Annotated in this window: 15 protein-coding genes and 1 tRNA gene; 9 read left to right on the top strand and 7 right to left on the bottom strand. The window is 36.3% G+C overall.

The features are described 5' to 3' along the window. Positions 1-2: 2 nt before the first annotated feature. The 5 genes from ABDH28_05340 to ABDH28_05320 form a co-directional block, all read right to left on the bottom strand. Positions 3-1,163, bottom strand: coding sequence for a type III PLP-dependent enzyme (locus ABDH28_05340; protein ID MEN2998440.1), 1,161 nt, complete (start codon positions 1,161-1,163; stop codon positions 3-5). Between the two features lie 60 nt (positions 1,164-1,223). After that, entirely contained in the window at positions 1,224-2,168 is a 945-nt protein-coding gene (xerA, locus tag ABDH28_05335) for a site-specific tyrosine recombinase/integron integrase (GenBank protein ID MEN2998439.1), read from the bottom strand. A gap of 230 nt (positions 2,169-2,398) precedes the next feature. Continuing rightward, positions 2,399-3,658, bottom strand: coding sequence for a histidine--tRNA ligase (gene hisS, locus ABDH28_05330; protein MEN2998438.1), 1,260 nt, complete (start codon positions 3,656-3,658; stop codon positions 2,399-2,401). A gap of 232 nt (positions 3,659-3,890) precedes the next feature. Next, positions 3,891-4,019 (bottom strand): hypothetical protein, encoded by a 129-nt coding sequence (locus tag ABDH28_05325; protein MEN2998437.1) that lies wholly within the window; start codon positions 4,017-4,019, stop codon positions 3,891-3,893. A gap of 280 nt (positions 4,020-4,299) precedes the next feature. Further along, positions 4,300-4,372, bottom strand: a tRNA-Asn gene (locus tag ABDH28_05320). 556 nt (positions 4,373-4,928) lie between these two features. On the opposite strand from ABDH28_05320, the gene ABDH28_05315 reads away from it, so the two are divergent. From ABDH28_05315 to ABDH28_05285, 7 genes are all read left to right on the top strand, one after another. Further along, a complete protein-coding gene (locus tag ABDH28_05315) occupies positions 4,929-6,290 on the top strand; it encodes a hypothetical protein (GenBank protein ID MEN2998436.1) in 1,362 nt (453 codons plus the stop codon). Between the two features lie 22 nt (positions 6,291-6,312). Beyond that, complete coding sequence (gene argH, locus ABDH28_05310) at positions 6,313-7,632, top strand: argininosuccinate lyase (GenBank protein MEN2998435.1); 1,320 nt, start codon at positions 6,313-6,315, stop codon at positions 7,630-7,632. Between the two features lie 37 nt (positions 7,633-7,669). Beyond that, complete coding sequence (locus tag ABDH28_05305) at positions 7,670-9,109, top strand: hypothetical protein (GenBank protein ID MEN2998434.1); 1,440 nt, start codon at positions 7,670-7,672, stop codon at positions 9,107-9,109. 18 nt (positions 9,110-9,127) lie between these two features. After that, on the top strand, positions 9,128-9,688 hold the full coding sequence (locus tag ABDH28_05300; protein ID MEN2998433.1) for a hypothetical protein: 561 nt from the start codon (positions 9,128-9,130) through the stop codon (positions 9,686-9,688). A 16-nt stretch (positions 9,689-9,704) separates the two neighbouring features. Next, positions 9,705-11,192: a 4-alpha-glucanotransferase gene (gene malQ / locus ABDH28_05295; GenBank protein MEN2998432.1), complete on the top strand. Its 1,488-nt coding sequence runs from the start codon at positions 9,705-9,707 to the stop codon at positions 11,190-11,192. A 300-nt stretch (positions 11,193-11,492) separates the two neighbouring features. Next, positions 11,493-12,551: a glutamate 5-kinase gene (gene proB / locus ABDH28_05290; protein ID MEN2998431.1), complete on the top strand. Its 1,059-nt coding sequence runs from the start codon at positions 11,493-11,495 to the stop codon at positions 12,549-12,551. Between the two features lie 221 nt (positions 12,552-12,772). Next, entirely contained in the window at positions 12,773-13,447 is a 675-nt protein-coding gene (locus tag ABDH28_05285) for an HAD family hydrolase (protein ID MEN2998430.1), read from the top strand. On the opposite strand, the gene ABDH28_05280 is transcribed toward ABDH28_05285, so the two are convergent. Further along, complete coding sequence (locus ABDH28_05280) at positions 13,444-14,646, bottom strand: hypothetical protein (GenBank protein MEN2998429.1); 1,203 nt, start codon at positions 14,644-14,646, stop codon at positions 13,444-13,446. The two genes, ABDH28_05285 and ABDH28_05280, sit on opposite strands and share 4 nt — an antisense overlap. Positions 14,647-14,880: 234 nt before the next feature. Between ABDH28_05280 and ABDH28_05275 the strand changes: the two genes are divergently transcribed. Continuing rightward, on the top strand, positions 14,881-16,344 hold the full coding sequence (locus tag ABDH28_05275) for a hypothetical protein (GenBank protein MEN2998428.1): 1,464 nt from the start codon (positions 14,881-14,883) through the stop codon (positions 16,342-16,344). 7 nt (positions 16,345-16,351) lie between these two features. Next, positions 16,352-18,211, top strand: coding sequence for a 1-deoxy-D-xylulose-5-phosphate synthase (gene dxs / locus ABDH28_05270; GenBank protein ID MEN2998427.1), 1,860 nt, complete (start codon positions 16,352-16,354; stop codon positions 18,209-18,211). Positions 18,212-18,337: 126 nt separating this feature from the next. Here dxs and ABDH28_05265 read toward each other — a convergent pair whose 3' ends face one another. Beyond that, positions 18,338-18,898, bottom strand: coding sequence for a hypothetical protein (locus ABDH28_05265; GenBank protein MEN2998426.1), 561 nt, complete (start codon positions 18,896-18,898; stop codon positions 18,338-18,340). Positions 18,899-19,228 lie beyond the last annotated feature (330 nt).

The raw sequence follows: 19,228 nt of genomic DNA, 5'->3' as shown, positions 1-19,228 counted from the left end.
ATTTATATTACTATAGTGTGAGGTATTTTGTATCCATTGAAAGGAGCTGCGTATACAGTGGTGTATGCTCCTACGGAGAGGATGTAGACTAAGTCTCCAATGTCTGGTTCTGGTAAAACTATATTTTTGGCTATTACATCCATACTGTCACAGGAAGGACCTCCAATATTCCAAACTTTTTCCTTCTTACGAGAGTTTGTTCTAAAGAGGTAGTTTATCCCTCCAACAACTTCCATAAGTCCGTTGAACACACCTACATCAAGGTATATCCAATTTTCTCCGCCTCTGCAAGTTTTACCAATAACTTTTGATACTATTACTCCAGCTTCACCAACTATTCTTCTACCAGGCTCCATCTGTAAAATTAGATCGTTATATTCTCTAAATACCTCTAAGGCTTTGAATAGCTTTTTTCTAAATTCCTCTATATTTCGTGATTTTTCAGTGTAATCTATAGGAAATCCTCCACCAATGTTTAGTATCTTCATGGATACTCTATGCTTTTTTGCAATATCAAATACTCTTTTTGAGCTTTCTAAAGCTTTAACTATACTTTCAACTGAGTTGTTCTGAGATCCTGCATGAAATGTTAGTCCAACCAGGTTTACCTTTTTTTTAAGCGAATATTTTATTATGTCCTCAGCTTCTTCTTCAGATACTCCAAACTTACCACTCAGTGGCCACGAACTCTCAGGGTTTTGGACATCAAGCCTTATGTAGATATTTGCTTCAGGGAAAACGCTCTTTATCTTCTCTATCTCTTCCTTTGAATCAACACAGAGGTAGTTTATTCCTACTTGCCTGCATACTTCAATAAACTCAAGAGGTTTTATAGGATTACTGGTTATCATTCTATGTCCGCCTATACCTAGTTCTATAAGCTTTAGCACCTCTGAAGTGGAAGCAACTTCAAAGTTTGCACCGATTGATGCTAATACTCGTAATACCTCAGTGTTATCATTTGCCTTAACTGCGTAATAGATCTTAAATCCTGGAAAGGCTCTCACAAGTTCATAATACTTGCGTTTGATTGTAGCTGAATCCATAACTAGAAAGGGAGGTTTGTGTTCTAAAAGAAGATTTGAGATAATAGGTCTTAGTTTTAGAAACACTCTCTCTGGAAATAGAGTTTCCTTAAATTTAGGTGAAAATGTCTGTTCCATTTCCTGTTGAATATACCTCCATAATTTGTTGTAAAAATATAAACATTTTAGACTATGGTTTCAAGTTTGCATGCCTTCAGCTTTGCCTTTCTTTAACTGCTTTATTGTCTTGAGGTTAAGTATAGCCTTAAACTTACTTTCATCAGTTATATGGGTGTAAATCTGAGTAGCTAGGATACTCTTATGTCCTAGTAATTCTTGAACGGATCTAAGATCTGCTCCACCTTTGAGTAATTCTGTTGCGAAACTGTGTCTAAAAGTGTGGACTGAGATTTTTTTATCCAATCCTAATATAAGGACATGCTTTTTTATCATTTTCCAGACACTCACTCTACTAATTTTTTTACCGAGTTTTGAAATAAACAAAAATCCATCATCTTTTGAAAACTTTTGCATAGTTTTCTTTCTAACAAGCAAATATTCTCTGAGATACCTTTTAGCAACGTTCCCCAAGGGAACTAGTCTTTGACTACTGCCTTTACCTTTGACAATGATATAGTCATTATTAAGGTTAATATCCTCTAGTTTAAGATTGATTAACTCCGATACTCTTAACCCACAGGAAAACAGGAGTTCTATGATGGTTAGGTCTCTGACTTTCTTAGCATCATTTTTTTCTACTTTCATAATTGTATTCTTTATAAGTTCTACCTCCTCTTCTGTGAGAAACAGGGGTATATCTCTTACTACTTTAGGTCTTTCAACGAATTCTGCAGGATTTTCTTCAACGTATTCATTTATTAGGAGAAACTTAAAGAAAGTTCTGATGGCAGAAATATACCTTGCTGTAGTAGCAGGTTCTACACCTCTCTTGGAGCACATTTTTATATAGGCGTCAATATCCTTAGGAGTTAGGTTTTTTAGCTCAATTCCCTCGGATTCAACGTAATCTAGAAATTCGGAAAGGTCAAATCTGTAGGAATTTACAGTGTTTTCTGACAAACCTCTTTCATAGGAAAGATGGTTTAGGAAAGTAAGTAAAAGATGTCTATGTTCATCTTTCACAAGAGAATTATTTACCTCAAACAAGTAAGTTTACAACTAAAGTTGCTTTAAGGCAGTAGATTCTAATTTCGGTCGGTAACACTGCTCTTAAGCACTCGTTTAATTACGAGATTTCACTTCATACCAAGCCTCTTAAGTGCTTGTTGGGAAAGTGTTTACTCAGTCCCGACAGGGACTGCGAGAAAAATAAAGAAAAGATTCTTAGTTGTAAATTTTGGATTTTATTGACTTTAAGGATTTGTTAGAATTGTTTCAGCAAGTGAGGTGAGAGGTAATTTTTTTTGCTCGCCTGTAGCCATATTCTTTAGTGTTACTTTTTCTTCTTTTACTTCATCCTCACCTACGATTATTGCAAACTTAACACCAATCTTACTTGCAGTTTTCATTTGTTTTCCGATACCATCAAGGTAAGAGAGAACATGAGTTTTTAATCCCTTGGATCTTATTAGACTGGCAACCTTGAGTGAGAATTCAGCTTCGTTGGGAGAGATACTACATACTGCAACGGATAGCTCTTCTGGGACTGTGATGTTTTCTTTAAGTGCTAAGATTGTTCTTTCGACTCCCATAGCGAACCCAAATGCAGGGATATTTGGACCGCCGAACTCGGAGACTAGGTTGTTGTATCTTCCTCCACCTGCAATTGCATTCTGTGCTCCTATGCCTCTATATCTTACTTCAAAGACGTTTCTCGTGTAGTAATCTAATCCTCTCACAAGGTGTGGATCAACTAAAAAGGGAATACTAGCTTTAGAAAGCCAGTTTTCCAAACTCTCTAGGTGAGTAACACAGTTCTTGCAAAGCTTATCTGTGATCTTGGGAGCTTCCTTTAGAATATTTTGACAACTGTGGTTTTTGCAATCAAATATTCTAAGCACATTTTTTTCTCTTCTTGTCTTACAATCTTTACAAAAGTTTTCGTAATTTTTGTCAAAGAAAACCTTAAGGTCATCTTTATACTTATGCACACACTCATCACAGCCAACACTGTTTATCACTAGGTCCACTTTTGGGGAGATTTTAAGGTCTAGTAATATGTTCCAAAGTAAAGAAATTGTTTCAAAGTCAACTATGACACTGTCACTTCCAAACCACTCAACACCGATTTGGTGGAATTGTCTTAATCTTCCAGCCTGTGGTCTTTCTGCTCTGAACATAGGACCAATGTAGTATACTTTGTGGTATTTCGGATTACTGAAAAGGTTGTTTTCCAAAATAGCTCTGACCACTCCTGCAGTGCCTTCTGGTCTCATAGTCACTTTCCTGCCACCCTTGTCTTCAAATGAAAACATTTCCTTAGCTACGATGTCGCTTCCTTCCCCTATACTCCGAACAAAGAGCTCAGTCCTCTCAAGAATTGGAAGTTTTATTTCTTCAAAACCATAAGCTTTCGTATATTTGATAAAAGTATCCTCTATGAGGTTAAAGAGAAAAACATCATCGCCATAAAGATCTAGGAAACCTCTAAGTCTAGAATATCTTTCATCCATGGTAGACTAATTATCAATGAGTTACTTGTCAACTTACACTTCTTTTTGAGAGTGTTCAAAAATAAAGCACATATTCACCTCAAGTATCTTCTCCCTCAACTAATCAAAATTCTTCAAGCGGTAGTGTATGTTTGAAATGTGAATATCTATCCCAAGATGCACCTTTTCACAACCTTCCTCGCTTTCCTGTATGAAAGCCTACCCACTGTCATAAGAAGTCCTATCAAGGCAATCAAAGCGTCACTATGTTTCTTTCTTCTGCCTCTGCCCTTGTAGTAATCTTTGCAATCGTTCTTTTTGTCTCTCTGTATATCTCTTTGACACTTTTGAGGGAAAATTCATCTCTCTCCTCCAGAGACATTATTTTAATATACTTTCACAAACTCATTCCTCTTCCTGTCAGTTCTATAGACCTTTCCAACAATCTTTTGAACACCCTCACTGATGTTTTAAAGTATGACGATTTTGATTACATAGTTTTTCTTTAGTTAGAGGAAGGTTATAAGTTTATATGGAGAGAAAACGAACCTGCTAGCACAAAGCCTGGGCAGTGAAACTGCGAGGGTGACTACTGACGGTAAGCTACTATCTTGCTCTTTTATTCTTTCATGTATAGGTTTGAAAGACTGTTCAGAGTAATGCTCCCCGGGAGGGACTCGAACCCCCGACCCGGTGGTTAACAGCCACCTGCTCTGCCGACTGAGCTACCGGGGAATGTTTTCAACCTATTCTTGCTAAAGCTGAAGATATTATAAGCTTATGCTATCAGATTTTTCAAACAAAATGAGAGTAGTTCCTGTAAAGTCCGAAATTTTTGGAAGATGATTAATAATTTGACCTAAGATTATGACCTCAGATGTTTAGATCCCCAGTGCCTTCCGTGTTTTGGTTTTCTTTCTATTCTTTTTCTAATATGCTGTGGAGAGAGTAATGATGAGGTAAGGAGGATGAAAACATGAATGCCTTAATGGAAAGTTGGAGATTGCGAAGTAGTTTGCTGGGTATATTTAGAGAGACTGGGGTCTGACAATTTGCGAAGATTGAGAAGCTAAGTAAGAAAAGATAAGAAAAGAGATAAGATTCTAATGCAGTGATTGATGCTATACGTAGTCATAGCCTTGCTATTGAGGAAGGTGAGAGATAGGTTCCTAAGAAATTTGGAGGGAAGAGGACGATAAGATTAGACTATTGAGAACATCCAAGAATACTTTCGCATAGTTTTGAAAAAGATAGTGTAAGGTTTATAATATTTAATAATTAGGAGGAGAGTGTGAAGGCTGTAGAGTATGTTCTATATTTTCTTATGCTTGGTCTTTTTACTTTTGCTCCTTTTGATATAGCTTTGAATTTGAATATTCTTGGGTTTAATTTTAGGATGGTTGGGTTGTTTTTACTTTCGTTTATATTGGTAGGTGGGTATGTAATTCTTAGGAACTTTGGGAAAACTGTGCTGGTTTTCCCTCTGTGGTTAGTGTTTTTGGTAGGAGCTGTGCTGATTAATACTGTGTTTGTCTTTAATTCTATACTAATACTAAGGGGAGTAATGTATGCCCTGTGGTTTTGGTTGTTTGTTCTGTTAGTGTTTGTTTTTCTCAACTTGAGTAGAAGCCTAGATGTGAATATTGTTCTAAAACTTTACATTCTTTCGTTTGTAATTCATGCTCTTTTTGGTATAGTACAGCAAGTTGGATTTTACCTTTTTGGCATTAATATATTTATGGCTCAGCCTGGTAGGATGAATGGTTTTACCTATGAACCTTCTTACTTTGTTACCTATCTCTCGCCAGTAGTTATTCTAATTTTGCTTTATAGCTTGTTTTTGGATCCTAAAGATCTGAAAAGAAATCTACCTTACTATCTTTCAGTGGGTATTATCGCATCTGCTCTCTTCTTTTCAACTTCTAAATTAGTCTTAATTGTGTTAGTTTTGGTATTACTTTTTATAGTGCTTTTCTTTGCATTAATCCCCTTTAAAGGGGGAATAAAGTCGTTTGTTTTGCAAATCGGGAGAAATATGGTAATGGTAGTTGTTTCTTTTGTGGTCATTTTTGGTATTACCGGTTTTCTTATTGGCACTTTGCCTTATTATCTATATCAGGGATCACAGATTGATGACCGAATAACGTTAGAGAAGAAGATTAGTGAAATATCCGAAAGTAGAGAAGAGACCTCATTTGGTCCAAGGTTAGAAGAATTTAAGAAGACCATGAAAGTAGCTATTGAGAATCCAATAGTAGGTACAAGTTTAGGAGGTGTAGCACCACATAAGGCAGTAAGGGCAGGAGTTTCTCCAAGAAATAACCAAGATGTTAAGCCATTTGAGGGGATGTGTGTATATGCAGAATTATTGGCAGGACTTGGTATATTTGGTTTTCTAATAATGGCTTTGTTTGGGCTTTTTCTAGTATATGACTGTGTTAGGGTGTCTATCTCTCTAATTAGGAGGGATATGTTGCGGGAATATGTTGTGCTTTTTGCTTTGATTTCCGGACTAATTATTGAAATGGCTCTACTAGCTTTCAACCAGAATATTTTAAGGTTCTACCTATGGAATCATGTTGCTGTTACGGGTTTTTTCCTAGAAGTGTATCGTTTTCAAATTTCGCAAAATTCTGTTAATGTAGATAGTTGATAGAATGGCTAAGAGATGTTTTATGAAACTTTGGGAGAGAAAAGAAAAAAAAGTTTTAGACAGTGTAGAGGAGTTTGAGGTTGGGAAGGATTATATCTATGACAGAGAAATAGCTTTACATGATATTAAAGGTAGCATAGCTCATGTTAAGATGTTGAACAAAATAGGAATATTAAGCGATGAAGAGGTTAGGAAGATTGTGTTGGAGTTGGAACATCTTTATGAAAAGTTCAAAAAACAACCTCCAGCACTTTCCATAAGTGATGAAGACATTCACACTTATATTGAGAATCGATTAGTTTCTGCTCTTGGTGAGCTTGGTAAAAAAATTCATACTGGTAGAAGTAGGAACGATCAGGTTATAACTGCACTTAGGTTGTATGAAAAGGAGAAAGTATCAGAACTCATTGAAGGAATTGACAGAGTTTTAAAGAAGCTTGTGGAGATGTCAAAAAAGTTCAAAGGAATGCCTTTTATTGGATATACACACCTTAGGCAGGCAATGCCAACTACGGTTGATGTATGGCTTGGATCTCTAATTGAAGCTCTTGAAGATGATAGGGCACTGTTTAGGATAACTCTGGATTTCATTGATAGGAATCCTCTGGGTAGTTCTGCGGGATATGGTGTTCCTCTAAATTTGGATAGAGAATATACAACCAAACTTTTGGGATTTGGAAAACTTATAGAAAACCCTCTTTATTGCCAAAACACTAGAGGTAAGTATGAATCAATTTTGATATTTGCAATAGCCTTACTGATTGGTGACTTAGCGAGGTTTTCAAGCGATATTGTCATTTTCTCTTCGGATGAGTTTGGATTTGTAAAGCTCGGTGAGGAGATAACAACAGGTAGTAGTATAATGCCACATAAGAGAAATCCAGATGCATTTGAACTTATAAGAGCAAAGTTCAAGAAAATTCTTGGCTACTTGGTTTCAACTATGAGTATAACATTTTCTGTAATGAGTGGATATAACAAAGATTTGCAGGAAACTAAGGAAACTACAATTGAAAGTATTAAAGAAGCTCTGAAGATCTTAGGAGTTTTTGAGAAGATGCTTGATTACATAAATTTTGATGAGGAGGCGGTATATGCTAAAGCAAGCAAAAAGATCTTTTCCGCAGACATAGCCTTTGAAATAGTCAAGAACTTCAATCTTCCGTTTAGGGAAGCGTATAGGAAGGTAAGTGAAATAGTTGACTTGTATACTGATGAGAGTAGTCTGCCTTTGTTAAGAGAGAAATTCAGTGATAGCATATCACTTAAGGTAATTGAATTTCTTTCAATGGATGTGAGAGAACTTTTTAGGATATGCATTGATAAAAGAAGTAAGAAATAAATTGTTTAATAGTAGGTTCTTTAATCTGGGGGGAAGTATGAAAAAGGTATGGTTTATAGTTTCTCTAGTTTTGATTGTTGTTGTGTTAATAGGTATTTTTATCGTTTGGTTTGTAAAGTTGCCTATAAGTTCAACAGAGCTAGATTATGTGAATAAAAGAACCTCAGCAGTTTTTGGTATTCCCTTGGGTATAAACAAAGGTTACAGGGATCTGATGGGGAATATTATACTTGAAGAGGTATCATACTCTCCGGAGTTTTTTGGGAGTAGGTTTGTTGCAAAATATAATGAAGTGTTGAATTTTCTTTCAGGAATAACTGATTATTTGGAATTTTCGTTTCATTCAAATTCTGTGAACTTTCAGGATTTGTCCAGAGTTATAGGTAGTTTAGGGATGAGTGATGAAGAGATTTTTAATATTGTTACCAACCTAGTTAGTTACTACATAGATAAGATCTCTATTGAGAGTTTTAGCAATATCATAGTTGATGGAAAGATCAGGAACAAAGATATTTTCTATCATCATGCAGAGAAGCTTATAAATGCTTGGATAGAAGTATCTGTTAGAATGAGCATGCTTGAGATTGAGCTTTCTAAGGAAGCTGATAGTTTTAAGAAGAAAATGGAGAGTGTAGTTGATAGTTTGAGACAGGAAATTTACTCCGAATATTTGGAGGAACTTCAAAAAGGAAGGACTTCACTCCCTTCGGATCTTTTTGTACAGTTTCTTGATAGAGAAGTAGCAGTGGTTAAGAGTAATCTAACCTCTTACCAAAAAAAGATAGATGCTATTTACCAAAAGCTTTCAGTTCTTAGAGAAGGTTACAAGATAGGTTGGGACGAAAAAGGGAATATGCTTAAGAGAGATCCTCAGAAGTATATTGACAGATATCTAGCGAACTTTCCATATTACCTTATAAAGAGGCTTGTGAGTTATGAGTTTATAAGTTTGCCAAAAATACTTGTCTTAGAGAATCCTATCTACCGTATGAGACTTACAAATGGCAGGGTGTTTTTGGAGGTTGAGGGAAAGGTATGGGGCAGAAGTGGGAATTTTCACTTTAGGGGCTTTCTGGGTCAGGGAAAGATTGATGGAACTATTGGGATTAGTAGTTTTGAGAATATTGCTAACATTAAGAATGTGGTGGTAAATTTTTCTTCTAAGCTTTTCATGGATACTCTCAATGGGGAGTATGACTGTAAGGTTGAAATTGATAGTGGAGTGCCGGAGGAAGTAGCGAGGAGTATTTTTACAAACTCAAAGGTGATTGAAAGTGTAATAAGAGAACTTACTTCTGAGGAGGGATTTGTGTCAACTTTTGTTTTAGATGAAGTGGATAACTTATTCAGAAGTTACAAATCTCAGTATGAGAAATATAGAGTTGGAATAATTAAAGATATGGAAGGTGTCTATAGGGAATTCTTGAAAGAAGTTGAAAAGTCTAGGCACAAACTAAGAAAATCTTACAAAACGTAGTAAGTAGGGGTTGGCTCTATGGGGAGAGTTGCTTTAGCAATTTTAGTCGTAAGCTTGATTTTTGTTCTAGGGTGTCCTAGAGAAAGGTATGTTGGTACTACAAGTGGTGGTATTAACATTCCTTTAGCTACATATTCGGGTATTTTGGTTGCTAAGCTTAGTGCGTTTGATGAGGTAAAAAAGTTATACTACTCAACTTTTAGACCTGTTCCTTTGAGATACCCAAGTAAGAAAGTGTTTACGATAAAAGATATAAGGGAATTGAGGAATATCTATGTTGAGCTTAAGCAGTATGTTCCACCAGCAGTTAGAGAAGATAATCTTATGATAAAGGTTGGTGAAGAAATCGTTGGATATGACTTTCTCAGAGATAGGTCTGCTGTGCTTCTGACTTTTGAACCCGGAGAATACGATGTCTCTCTCCTTTCTTCTTCCGCTATTGAAAAGAATGATAAAGCTTACGTTACTATTGAATATTCCATATCTCCTTGTAATGAGAAGAAATATCCTTACCTTCTCATACTTTTTGATAATCCGGTGAAAAAGGATATTGAAGTTTCGGTTATTGAGAAAAAGTAGTTCTGGAGGTAAAATTATGTTTCCAAGAAGCTCTGGGATTTTGCTACATATTACATCACTTCCGGGGAAATATGGAATTGGTTCTTTGGGGAATGAGGCTTATGAATTTGTTAAGTTTCTGGTAATTTCGGGGCAAAGACTTTGGCAGATTCTTCCGCTTGGTCCTACGGGGTATGGCGATTCTCCTTATCAGTGCTTTTCAGCTTTTGCGGGAAATCCCTTACTTATAGACATTGATAGGCTTATCCAGAGAAAGCTTATCTCAAAAGCTGATATTCCATTGGAACAGTTTAGTGAAGAGTATGTTGACTACGGTAAGGTGATTAAGTTTAAATATGAGATATTTAGAAAAGCATTTGACAACTTTAAGAAGAGAGAAGACTTTTTAAAGGGCAGTTTTTCAAGATTCTGCAAAGCTAACTCTTGGTGGCTTGAGGATTTTTCTCTCTTTATGGCTTTAAAGTCACACTTTGGGTGGAAGTCTTGGCTTGAGTGGGAAGATGACATAAAGTTTAGAAGGCGCAATGCTGTTGATTACTACGAGAGGTTACTTGAAGAGGAGATAGAGTTTCACAAGTTTTTACAGTTTATCTTCTTTGATGATTGGTTTGAGCTTAAGGCTTTTGCAAATAGGAATGGTGTTGAGATAGTGGGGGATATACCGATCTTCGTTGCTATGGATAGTGCAGATACTTGGAGTAATACTGATATATTCATGTTTGATGAGAACCTTACACCAATAAAAGTTGCTGGGGTGCCACCTGATTACTTTAGTCCAACTGGTCAACTCTGGGGTAATCCACTCTATGACTGGGATAAACTTAGAGAGACAAACTATGAGTGGTGGATTGCTAGGGTAAAAATGTCTCTTAAGATGTATGATTACGTTAGGATAGATCACTTTAGGGGATTTGCCGGATATTGGGCTGTGCCTTATGGTTCTGAAACGGCAGTCAATGGCAAATGGGAGAAAGCTTATGGTGATGAGCTTTTTACGGTGGTTCAGGAAGTTTTAGGTAGAAACCTTCCTATTATTGCAGAAGATCTAGGTGTTATTACGCCGGATGTTGTGGCACTGAGGGAAAAGTTTTGTTTTCCAGGAATGAAAGTACTTCAGTTTGCTTTCAACAACTGGCAAGATAACGAATACTTACCCCATAACTATGATAGAAACTGTGTTGTATACACGGGAACTCATGATAATGACACTACTGTTGGTTGGTTCAGAACTATTTCCGATGAAGATAGAAAATATGTTATGAAGTATGTTGGAATTTCTAACGAAAAAGAGATAAACTGGGCACTTATAAGGCTGGCTATCTCATCATCAGCTGTGTTCTCAATTTTCCCTATGCAGGATATTCTGGGGCTAGGTAGTGAAGCTAGGATGAATAAGCCAGGTGTAGCTTATGGAAACTGGAGCTGGAGAGTTAGGAAAGACCAGATAACGGAAAAAGTTGCAGAAAAACTCTATTCTCTCTCCAAACTCTATAGTAGAATATGAGTCTGCTTAATATTTCAACGGGTATAAAAGTGGATAAGCCTTTATATCTTCCAATAACGAAGGGAGATAAATTTCAGAATCTAACAGTTAGGTGTGGTTTTTTTATTTCTCTCGCAGTCCCTGTCGGGACTGGGTGAACATTTTTCTTAATAAACGCCTAAAAGCTTAGTGTGGAGTGAAATTTGTGATTGGTGAATGCTATCTAGAAACAAAGAGAGTGAGCAAACAAAAAGTTGAACCTTAATGAAGGTCAGAATTTGTTGCTTGTTAGAATGCAGTTTGTTTGTAAATAATTAGCTTATGCTTGTGACTATTAAGGTTGGTACAAAAATAGTGTTAAACGAAGAAGTTCTTTCTAGGGTTGTTTCAGAGATTTCTGAATTAGTTCTTTCTGGGGAAAAAGTAGTAATAGTCTCAAGTGGAGCTATTGGTTTAGGTAGGAAAAAGCTTAATTTTTTCGGGCATGCTAGTCTGTCGGAAAAGCAAGCACTGTCCAGTATTGGACAACCTGAGCTTATGAAGCTATATCAGAAGCTTTTTTCTGCTTTCGATATCAAAATAGCACAAATTCTTCTAACCTATAATGACATAAATTCAAAGAGAGGATTTCTACACCTTAAGAACACGATCAACGAACTGTTTAAGATAGGAGCTGTCCCTATAGTAAATGAGAATGATGCTGTTGCAGTGGAAGAAATAAAATTTGGCAATAATGATATACTATCTGCTTTAGTTTCTACAACTATCGTGTCAGATAAACTTATAATTCTTACAGATGTTGATGGAATCTATAGGAACTACGGGACTACTCGGCAAGAGCTTGTTAGAGTGGTTAATGATGTGAGGGAGGTTAGCAAGTTTATGAAAGGAAGAGGATCTGAGTTTTCAACAGGTGGTATGAAGACAAAGATACAGGCAGGATTTATATGTATGAAGGCTGGGATAGAGTGCATTATTGCTAATGGATTTAAAGAGAACATAATAGCAAGTGTGTTAAAAGGTATGGAAGGGACTAGGTTTGTGCCAGATACTGAGAAAAAATCGCTTAAGGATAGGCTACTTATAATGTTTAGGAAGAAGGGTTATATAGTTGTAGATGAAGGTGCTGTGAAGGCTATAAAGAGTAAGAAAAGTTTGCTACCGGTCGGAATAAAAGATGTCAAAGGTAGATTTTCTGTAGGGGATGCTGTGTTTATCTCTGACGATAGTGGTAACAACATAGCTATTGGTATAACCAACTACTCTCATTCTGAAATAGAAAAGATAAAGGGTAAGAAGAGTAGCGAGATAGGGAAAATTCTTGGAATAAGTGAATTTGACGAAGAGGTTGTTCACATAGATAATATGGTCTTACTTTGATATGTCAGTAGAGTAATGATAGAGCTCTAGAATTCTTTTTCATAGACGCTACTAGCTCCTGCTACCCAACCTATTGCATTCATAAGGTGTGTTTGGTCTAGGTATACTCTTCTTAAAATATCAGGAACCAAAACGATGAAATAGTCTAGCTGACGTTGCAGTGGTTAGAAAATGTAGGAAAGAATTTTGCTCTTACTTTACCTTTAGATTAAAATTTTTTTATGGTTGAGGTGAAGGGATTTATTTTTGATCTTGATGGGACACTTCTAGACACGCTTGATGATATTGTTGATGCTGGAAATAATGTTCTTAGAAAGCTTGGGATAGCTTTTGTTGAGAAAGAAAAATTCAGAGAGTTTATCGGAGATGGTGTTAGAGAACTTTTTAGGAGATTACTTGAGTATAGGGGGGGATTTTCCGATGAAAAACTTTTACTAGCAATAAGTATGATGAAAGAGGAGTATTCTAAGAACTATCTTAACAAAACCAAGCCCTATGATGGAGTTTATGAAACTTTAGTTTTTCTTAAGGAGAGAGGCTTTAAGCTTTCGGTGCTTTCAAACAAACAGCATTTTTTCACAAAGGAGTTAGTTAGCCATTTCTTTAGGGGTATAGACTTTGTATCAGTAATTGGTATAGAAAATCCTGATGATAGGAAGCCTAACCCTAGGCTAGCTGTTGAAATAGCAAAGATTATGAATCTTGAACCTAGAGAGATATTTCTTGTTGGAGATAGTGCTACTGACATTCTAACTGCAAAGAATGCAGGTATGAGATCAGTAGGAGTCACCTGGGGATTTAAAACAGAGAATGAGATTATTTCAGCGAATCCAGATTACATAGTTCATACTCCAAAGGAGATAAGTAAGATTGTTTGTAGTGATACTTTTAACTAGAACTTTATGTTTAGTGCTACGTGGTCATAGCTTACTGAGAGTGAGACTTTCTCCTCATCTAAGAGTAACACTTCTCTGAGTCTAGTATTCCAGTTGTGAGTATAGATGAAAGGTCTGACGAGATTGTATATGTATCCGAAAACTGCTATCCCTGAAAATGCTAATGAAATAGTTTGGCTTTCTGGTGAAAGAATTAGTGCTACACCTAAGGATAGATATGGTGTAAAGAGAGAAATTATGATTCCGCCAGTGTCGTTTAAAACAAGACTGCCAAGACCGGGAATGATGTTAAGAACTGAGCCCAGTATAGTGATTCCTATTGGGATATGATACCGATTGTATAAATTCAGACGTAAATCTCCGTCAAGGATTTTAGCTTCGCTTTTTGTTGCTTTAAGTATGTCATCATCAAGAATAAATTTGCTTTCTATCATCCTCTTTATATCTTGAAGGGCTCGTATTTTCAAAGTGGTTTGGTCAACATCCGGCTTTTGCTCTATTTTATCTACCACTTCTTTTTTCTCCTCTTGTTTGACTTGTCCGATTGGAAAAGACAGTGTTTCATTATCCATAAGAAGTATGGTTTTTGACAAAACAACCTCTTTTGTTTGATCGTTTCTTACAATTATGTGGTAAGGGACTTTGGAAATAACTTTCACTGAAATATTGGTTTTGCCTACCACTGAGGATAGCACCTCGTCATTCAGGAGTATGGTATATGTTAGTTTCTCGTCAAGTTCAAGCTTCAGGCTAAGAGTTGCGAATCCTGTAGTTTTACCAGAGTAGAATGAAAAGATTTTGCTCATTATACTGTCCGCTATTTCAAAAAGGTCTTCAGAAGAGGCAGAAAATGAAGTTTCAACATTACCTTTGGAGTCATATATTGAGATATGGTAGTTGAATATATTGTCTTTCTTAGAGAAATATCCTACTATGTAACTGTCGTATCCTGTGATTGTTTTTATTATGTCACTGATGTCTCTGTTTTTAATATCAAAAGAAGATTCTACTATTTTTGCACTTGGGTAGAATTTCGCAAACTGCATTATAGACTTAAGCACTCCAACTGAGGCTGTAGGGATGTCTTTACCATCTTTGTTGTAAAATGGGAATATTATAACATTCCTTGCAAAACACGGTAGTTGCATAGACAAAAGTAGTATTAATGGAAGTAAGTAAATAATAAGCCTATTCAACATAATAGTAAAACAACCTCCTTGTTAAATAATATAGTTATCAGTTTATATTTTTCAACTAATACAACTAAGGGTGATCTTCTCTCTATTTTTCTCGCAGTCCCTCTCAGGACTGATTTTTTGAATATGATGCCGTTTACGCTTGGAGTAGCGAGTGCCTTTTTTGTTGATACTATTTTAAATTTCGTTTTTACAGTCAATTTGTAATATCTTTTGGATCTGATAAAAAATAATAGTATGGTTAAGCTTAAGTTAACTGTAGTTCTACTTTCGGTGTTGTTAATATTTCAGACAATAGCTTTTGTATTATTTGGGTTATATTACAATGACAAAAACTTTAGAAGTTTTGTTGAAAAGGGGGTTTTTCCAGTTGTTTTTGGATCTACTCAAACTACGAGTACCAATAGCTTACAAATAAACGAAGTATACTCTTACAGGATATATGGAGACGAAAACGAGGATAATCTATCTGTTATTAGATTTGAGAGAGATAAGAGTTACTTTCTGGGGAGCAAGTCTAAGGGTGGAAGTGAGGATATTTGGTTTTTCGCGGTGGATCGTGATGGTATTATAGTCAAGGATATATTTCTTGGTAAGAAGGGGGAAAATGAGGTTGGGACTAGTTTTGATACTTCGGGAAATACAATTTATCTATCAGGTGAAGTTGCAGATGTGGTAAAAAAGGTAAGCGGAATATGGGTAGTTAAGTTGACAAACTTTTCTCCTGAGTGGGATATTTTACTTAGAGGAGGAGGTAGAAACACATCTCCTGTGGTAAAGAAACTTTCAGGCGAGGATGTTGTTGTTGCCTTTTCCTCTCAAGCTATAACTTCCAACGCTTTATCTTTAGGTTTAGTGAGAATTTCAAAGTATGGAGACTTTAGCAATGTTTTGATATTTCCGGGTTCTAGTAGAGAAACTCCGATCTCGGTAGTTGAATTAACAAATGGAGATTGTTGGTTGATAGGGGAGTCTAAGTCTTTTGGGTTTGGGGAAACTGATATTTTTATCGTTTCTATTGGTAAGGATGGGAGAGTGAAGTGGTTTAAGGTGTTTGGAACTAAGTTTGCTGAATCACCAAGCTCTGCGGTTTCTTTGGGGGATGGAGTAGTAGTGTCAACTTCTGCAAAGCATTTTTCCTTACTAAAGATTAACCTAGATGGTAAGATTGAGTGGGTGAAAAAATATCTAAATGGTAGTATATCCTCTCTGCATTTGTTAGATAAGAATCTAATTGCAACGGGCACGATATTTGATCCTTATTCTCCTAACAATATATTCATTTTTGAGGCAAATGAGAACTTTGAGATACTTTGGGAAGAGAGCTATTCTTTCAGTTACGACGAGACTCCCTACGCAGTATTTGCTGACAAAAACTTTATCTACGTAGGTGGAACTTCTTACAACGACAAAACGCTAAGAGATATATGGTTTGTGAAGCTTAAAAGAGCTACTAATGTTACTACAGCTAAAGTGACAAATACACTAGTTGAGTATAGTGGTGAAATTAATCAAGTTGACGTACCTTTAGATATAGTTACCAATATATCTATATCATCAACGAACAGAGTAGTGTTTGATGTTAGTAGTGTCTTTGGATTACCTTTGGGGCTGAAAAACAGATTTGAGAAAGAGAAGATGAGTAAGAAGTTAGAGGAAAAAAAGAAGAGAACGAAGAAAGGGACAAAAGGTAAGTGGTAGGGAATATATGCATAGAATACTGGATGATATCAATTATCCGAGTGACTTGAAAAAATATAGGATTGAGGATCTTCCTAGGTTGTGTAGTGAGATTAGAGAGTTTCTTATAGAGAATGTGTCCAAAACAGGTGGACATTTTGCTCCAAGTCTTGGTGTGGTAGAACTGTCAGTTGCGCTTCACTATGTTTTTGATATGCCCAAGGATAAGATAATATGGGATGTTGGACATCAGGCATATGTTCATAAGATTTTAACGGGTAGGAAAAGCAGGTTTGGGGAGCTTAGGAAGTATAAAGGGCTTTATGGGTATCTAAAGCCTTCCGAGAGTGAGTATGACATAGTGCATGCTGGTCATAGTAGTACTTCATTGTCAATAGCTCAGGGAATATACGAAGGAAACAAGATACAAAATCGGGCTGATGAGCACATTGTAGCAGTTATAGGTGATGGTGCAATAACTGCAGGAATGGCCTATGAAGCTCTCAATAACATAGGATTCTATAAAAGCAAACTAATAATAGTTCTAAACGACAATGGAATGAGTATTTCACCAAATGTAGGGGCTATAACTCACCTATTCAACAAGTTAATAATGTCAAAAACATCGCTTATAGTAAAAAGGTATATATCCAGAAAGAAAAACCTTTTCTACATCTTATTGGGAAGACTGATTGAGTCAATAAAGTCATTCTTTTTACCCAAGAGTATGTTTTTTGATGAGTTAGGTGTTAGGTATGTAGGTCCTTTTGATGGACATAATGTGATTGAATTGGTGCATGTATTTGAGCATCTAAAGCATGATCCTGAGAAGCCTGTTTTAGTGCATGTCTTAACGAAAAAGGGTAAGGGGTACAAATTTGCGGAAGAAGATCCAGTTAAATACCACTCTGTTCCCAAATTTGATCCTGCGATTGGAGTAATTAGTGAAGGAAAACAAAATGAAGTAGTGACTTATTCCGACGTATTTTCAAAAAAGATCGTTGAGTTAGGAGAAAAGTATAAAAATTTAGTATGTATAACTCCTGCTATGAAAGAGGGATCTGGGTTGGTTGAGTTTGCAAGGAGATTTCCAGATCGCTTTTTTGATGTAGGAATAGCGGAACAGCACGGATGTACTTTTTCTCTAGGGCTTAGCATAGCTAACGCTATACCTATGTATGCAATATATTCAACTTTTTTACAGAGAGCTTATGATCAGGTAATACATGATATAGCAATATTTGGTAAAAGGGTTATACTTGCGATTGATAGAGCTGGTGTAGTTGGTAATGATGGTGAAACACACCAAGGAATTTTTGATATATCCTTTTTGAAACAGTTGCCAAATTTCGTCATAATGGCTCCATCAACAGGAGGTGATCTTGAAAGAATGCTAGAATTTTCGTTGACTCTGGCAGTTCCTACAGCTATAAGGTATCCCAAAGATAACATCAATCCAGATTCACTGCTAGGTGGACAAACCTGTGTATCTCTGGGTAGAAGTAGGTTGGTCTTTGATTCAGAAGATATATTCATAATCTCAGTGGGACACATGCTCAAGTATGTTCTTGAGGCGAGAGGGATTTTACTAAAAAAGGGTATAGAAGTTGGTGTAGTGGATCTTGTGTTTATAAAACCTTTAGATAATGAAATGCTTAGGTATCTTGCTACTAAGTCAAAAGCAGTGATAACAGTTGAGGATGGTGTGAAACTTGGGGGAATAGGAGAAACGATAGGTGTTGAATTGTATAGATATGGCTTTAAGGGAAAATTTGAAAACATAGGTGTTCCTGATGTTTTTCCGGGGCTTGGCTCTAGAGATGAACTGTTTAGAGATTTCGGAATGGATAGTGAGTCCATAGCTAATGCAGTTTTAAAACTTCTGTAAATACTCTCAAATCTACTTAGCTACACCTGTCTTTTCCAAACTTTTTATACCTGGTTCCTCAGAATGTTCTCTTGTCAAGCTTATGTAAAGTTTAATTTCCAATTTGGGGTATAGAAAAACTAGACTTTAGAAAGAGATGTTTGTAAATTTTGCTACTATTCCTGCGAACTTTGGAGTTCCTCCTACTTGTAGTATGACTTGTCCTAGGTAAACTGAGAGATTGATGGTATAATATACTCCTAGGCTAGTTATATATGAAAACGAAAAGTTAGGACCAAGTCCTAGAGAGAACGAAAGAGGTATTTTTTCTTTCGTAAGATCAAAAGAGAAAAGTCCATAGACTCCTGCATCAAAGTCAATTGCTAGCAAGTTACCACTACTTACTAGATCCGTTCCAGCTATTGGAACTACAGAAATCATGAACACATCATGCTTAAAGACGTTTATAGAAAAGTCTGCTTGAGCTCCTAAACCCAGTAAGTATCCTCCTATCCCACCAAAAACACCCCATATATATATGTCAACTTTATCTGCTATTTTTTTCTCAAGGCCTACGTCAAGTGCAAAACCACCATATCCATAGCCTATGCCTACTTCTAGGCTTTTATTTAACATAGCCTCCTTAAAGGCAAAAGAGGGTATAGCGAGTGCTAAGAGAATCGCAGTAGCAACCAAAACTCTTTTCATTGGTTCCTCCAGATCACTTAGCTAGAGATAAAATAAAGAATTATGATAGTTCTTTTCAAATTCAAAAGTCTAAAACTAGTGAAGCTTAAAACTCACGACTAGGTATAGTTTCTTCTTATTTCTTTCGCAGTCCCTGTCGGGACTGGGTAAATACTCTTCTTAATAAGCACCCAAAAGGCATGATGTGAGGTGAAGTTTTGTGGCTGGTGATGCAATCTAGAAATAAAGAGAGTTAGTGGGCAAAAAGTTTAGAGTCTGACCTATACTCACATAATGGATATTGGAATTTGTTGAGCTTAGATTCGAGGAAATCTGAAGTTTTATAAGACT

This window comes from Brevinematia bacterium, from assembly GCA_039630355.1.
In the GTDB taxonomy this organism is placed as follows: domain Bacteria; phylum Spirochaetota; class Brevinematia; order DTOW01; family DTOW01; genus SKYB106.
This window is presented reverse-complemented; position numbering and strand designations above follow the sequence as displayed.

Coding starts and splice junctions, on each gene's coding strand:
- ABDH28_05340 (MEN2998440.1), bottom strand. CDS start 1,163: ATGGAACAGACATTTTCACCTAAATTTAAGGAAACTCTATTTCCAGAG.
- hisS (MEN2998438.1), bottom strand. CDS start 3,658: ATGGATGAAAGATATTCTAGACTTAGAGGTTTCCTAGATCTTTATGGC.
- ABDH28_05325 (MEN2998437.1), bottom strand. CDS start 4,019: ATGTCTCTGGAGGAGAGAGATGAATTTTCCCTCAAAAGTGTCAAAGAG.
- argH (MEN2998435.1), top strand. CDS start 6,313: ATGAAACTTTGGGAGAGAAAAGAAAAAAAAGTTTTAGACAGTGTAGAG.
- ABDH28_05305 (MEN2998434.1), top strand. CDS start 7,670: ATGAAAAAGGTATGGTTTATAGTTTCTCTAGTTTTGATTGTTGTTGTG.
- ABDH28_05300 (MEN2998433.1), top strand. CDS start 9,128: ATGGGGAGAGTTGCTTTAGCAATTTTAGTCGTAAGCTTGATTTTTGTT.
- malQ (MEN2998432.1), top strand. CDS start 9,705: ATGTTTCCAAGAAGCTCTGGGATTTTGCTACATATTACATCACTTCCG.
- proB (MEN2998431.1), top strand. CDS start 11,493: ATGCTTGTGACTATTAAGGTTGGTACAAAAATAGTGTTAAACGAAGAA.
- ABDH28_05285 (MEN2998430.1), top strand. CDS start 12,773: ATGGTTGAGGTGAAGGGATTTATTTTTGATCTTGATGGGACACTTCTA.
- ABDH28_05280 (MEN2998429.1), bottom strand. CDS start 14,646: ATGTTGAATAGGCTTATTATTTACTTACTTCCATTAATACTACTTTTG.
- ABDH28_05275 (MEN2998428.1), top strand. CDS start 14,881: ATGGTTAAGCTTAAGTTAACTGTAGTTCTACTTTCGGTGTTGTTAATA.
- dxs (MEN2998427.1), top strand. CDS start 16,352: ATGCATAGAATACTGGATGATATCAATTATCCGAGTGACTTGAAAAAA.
- ABDH28_05265 (MEN2998426.1), bottom strand. CDS start 18,898: ATGAAAAGAGTTTTGGTTGCTACTGCGATTCTCTTAGCACTCGCTATA.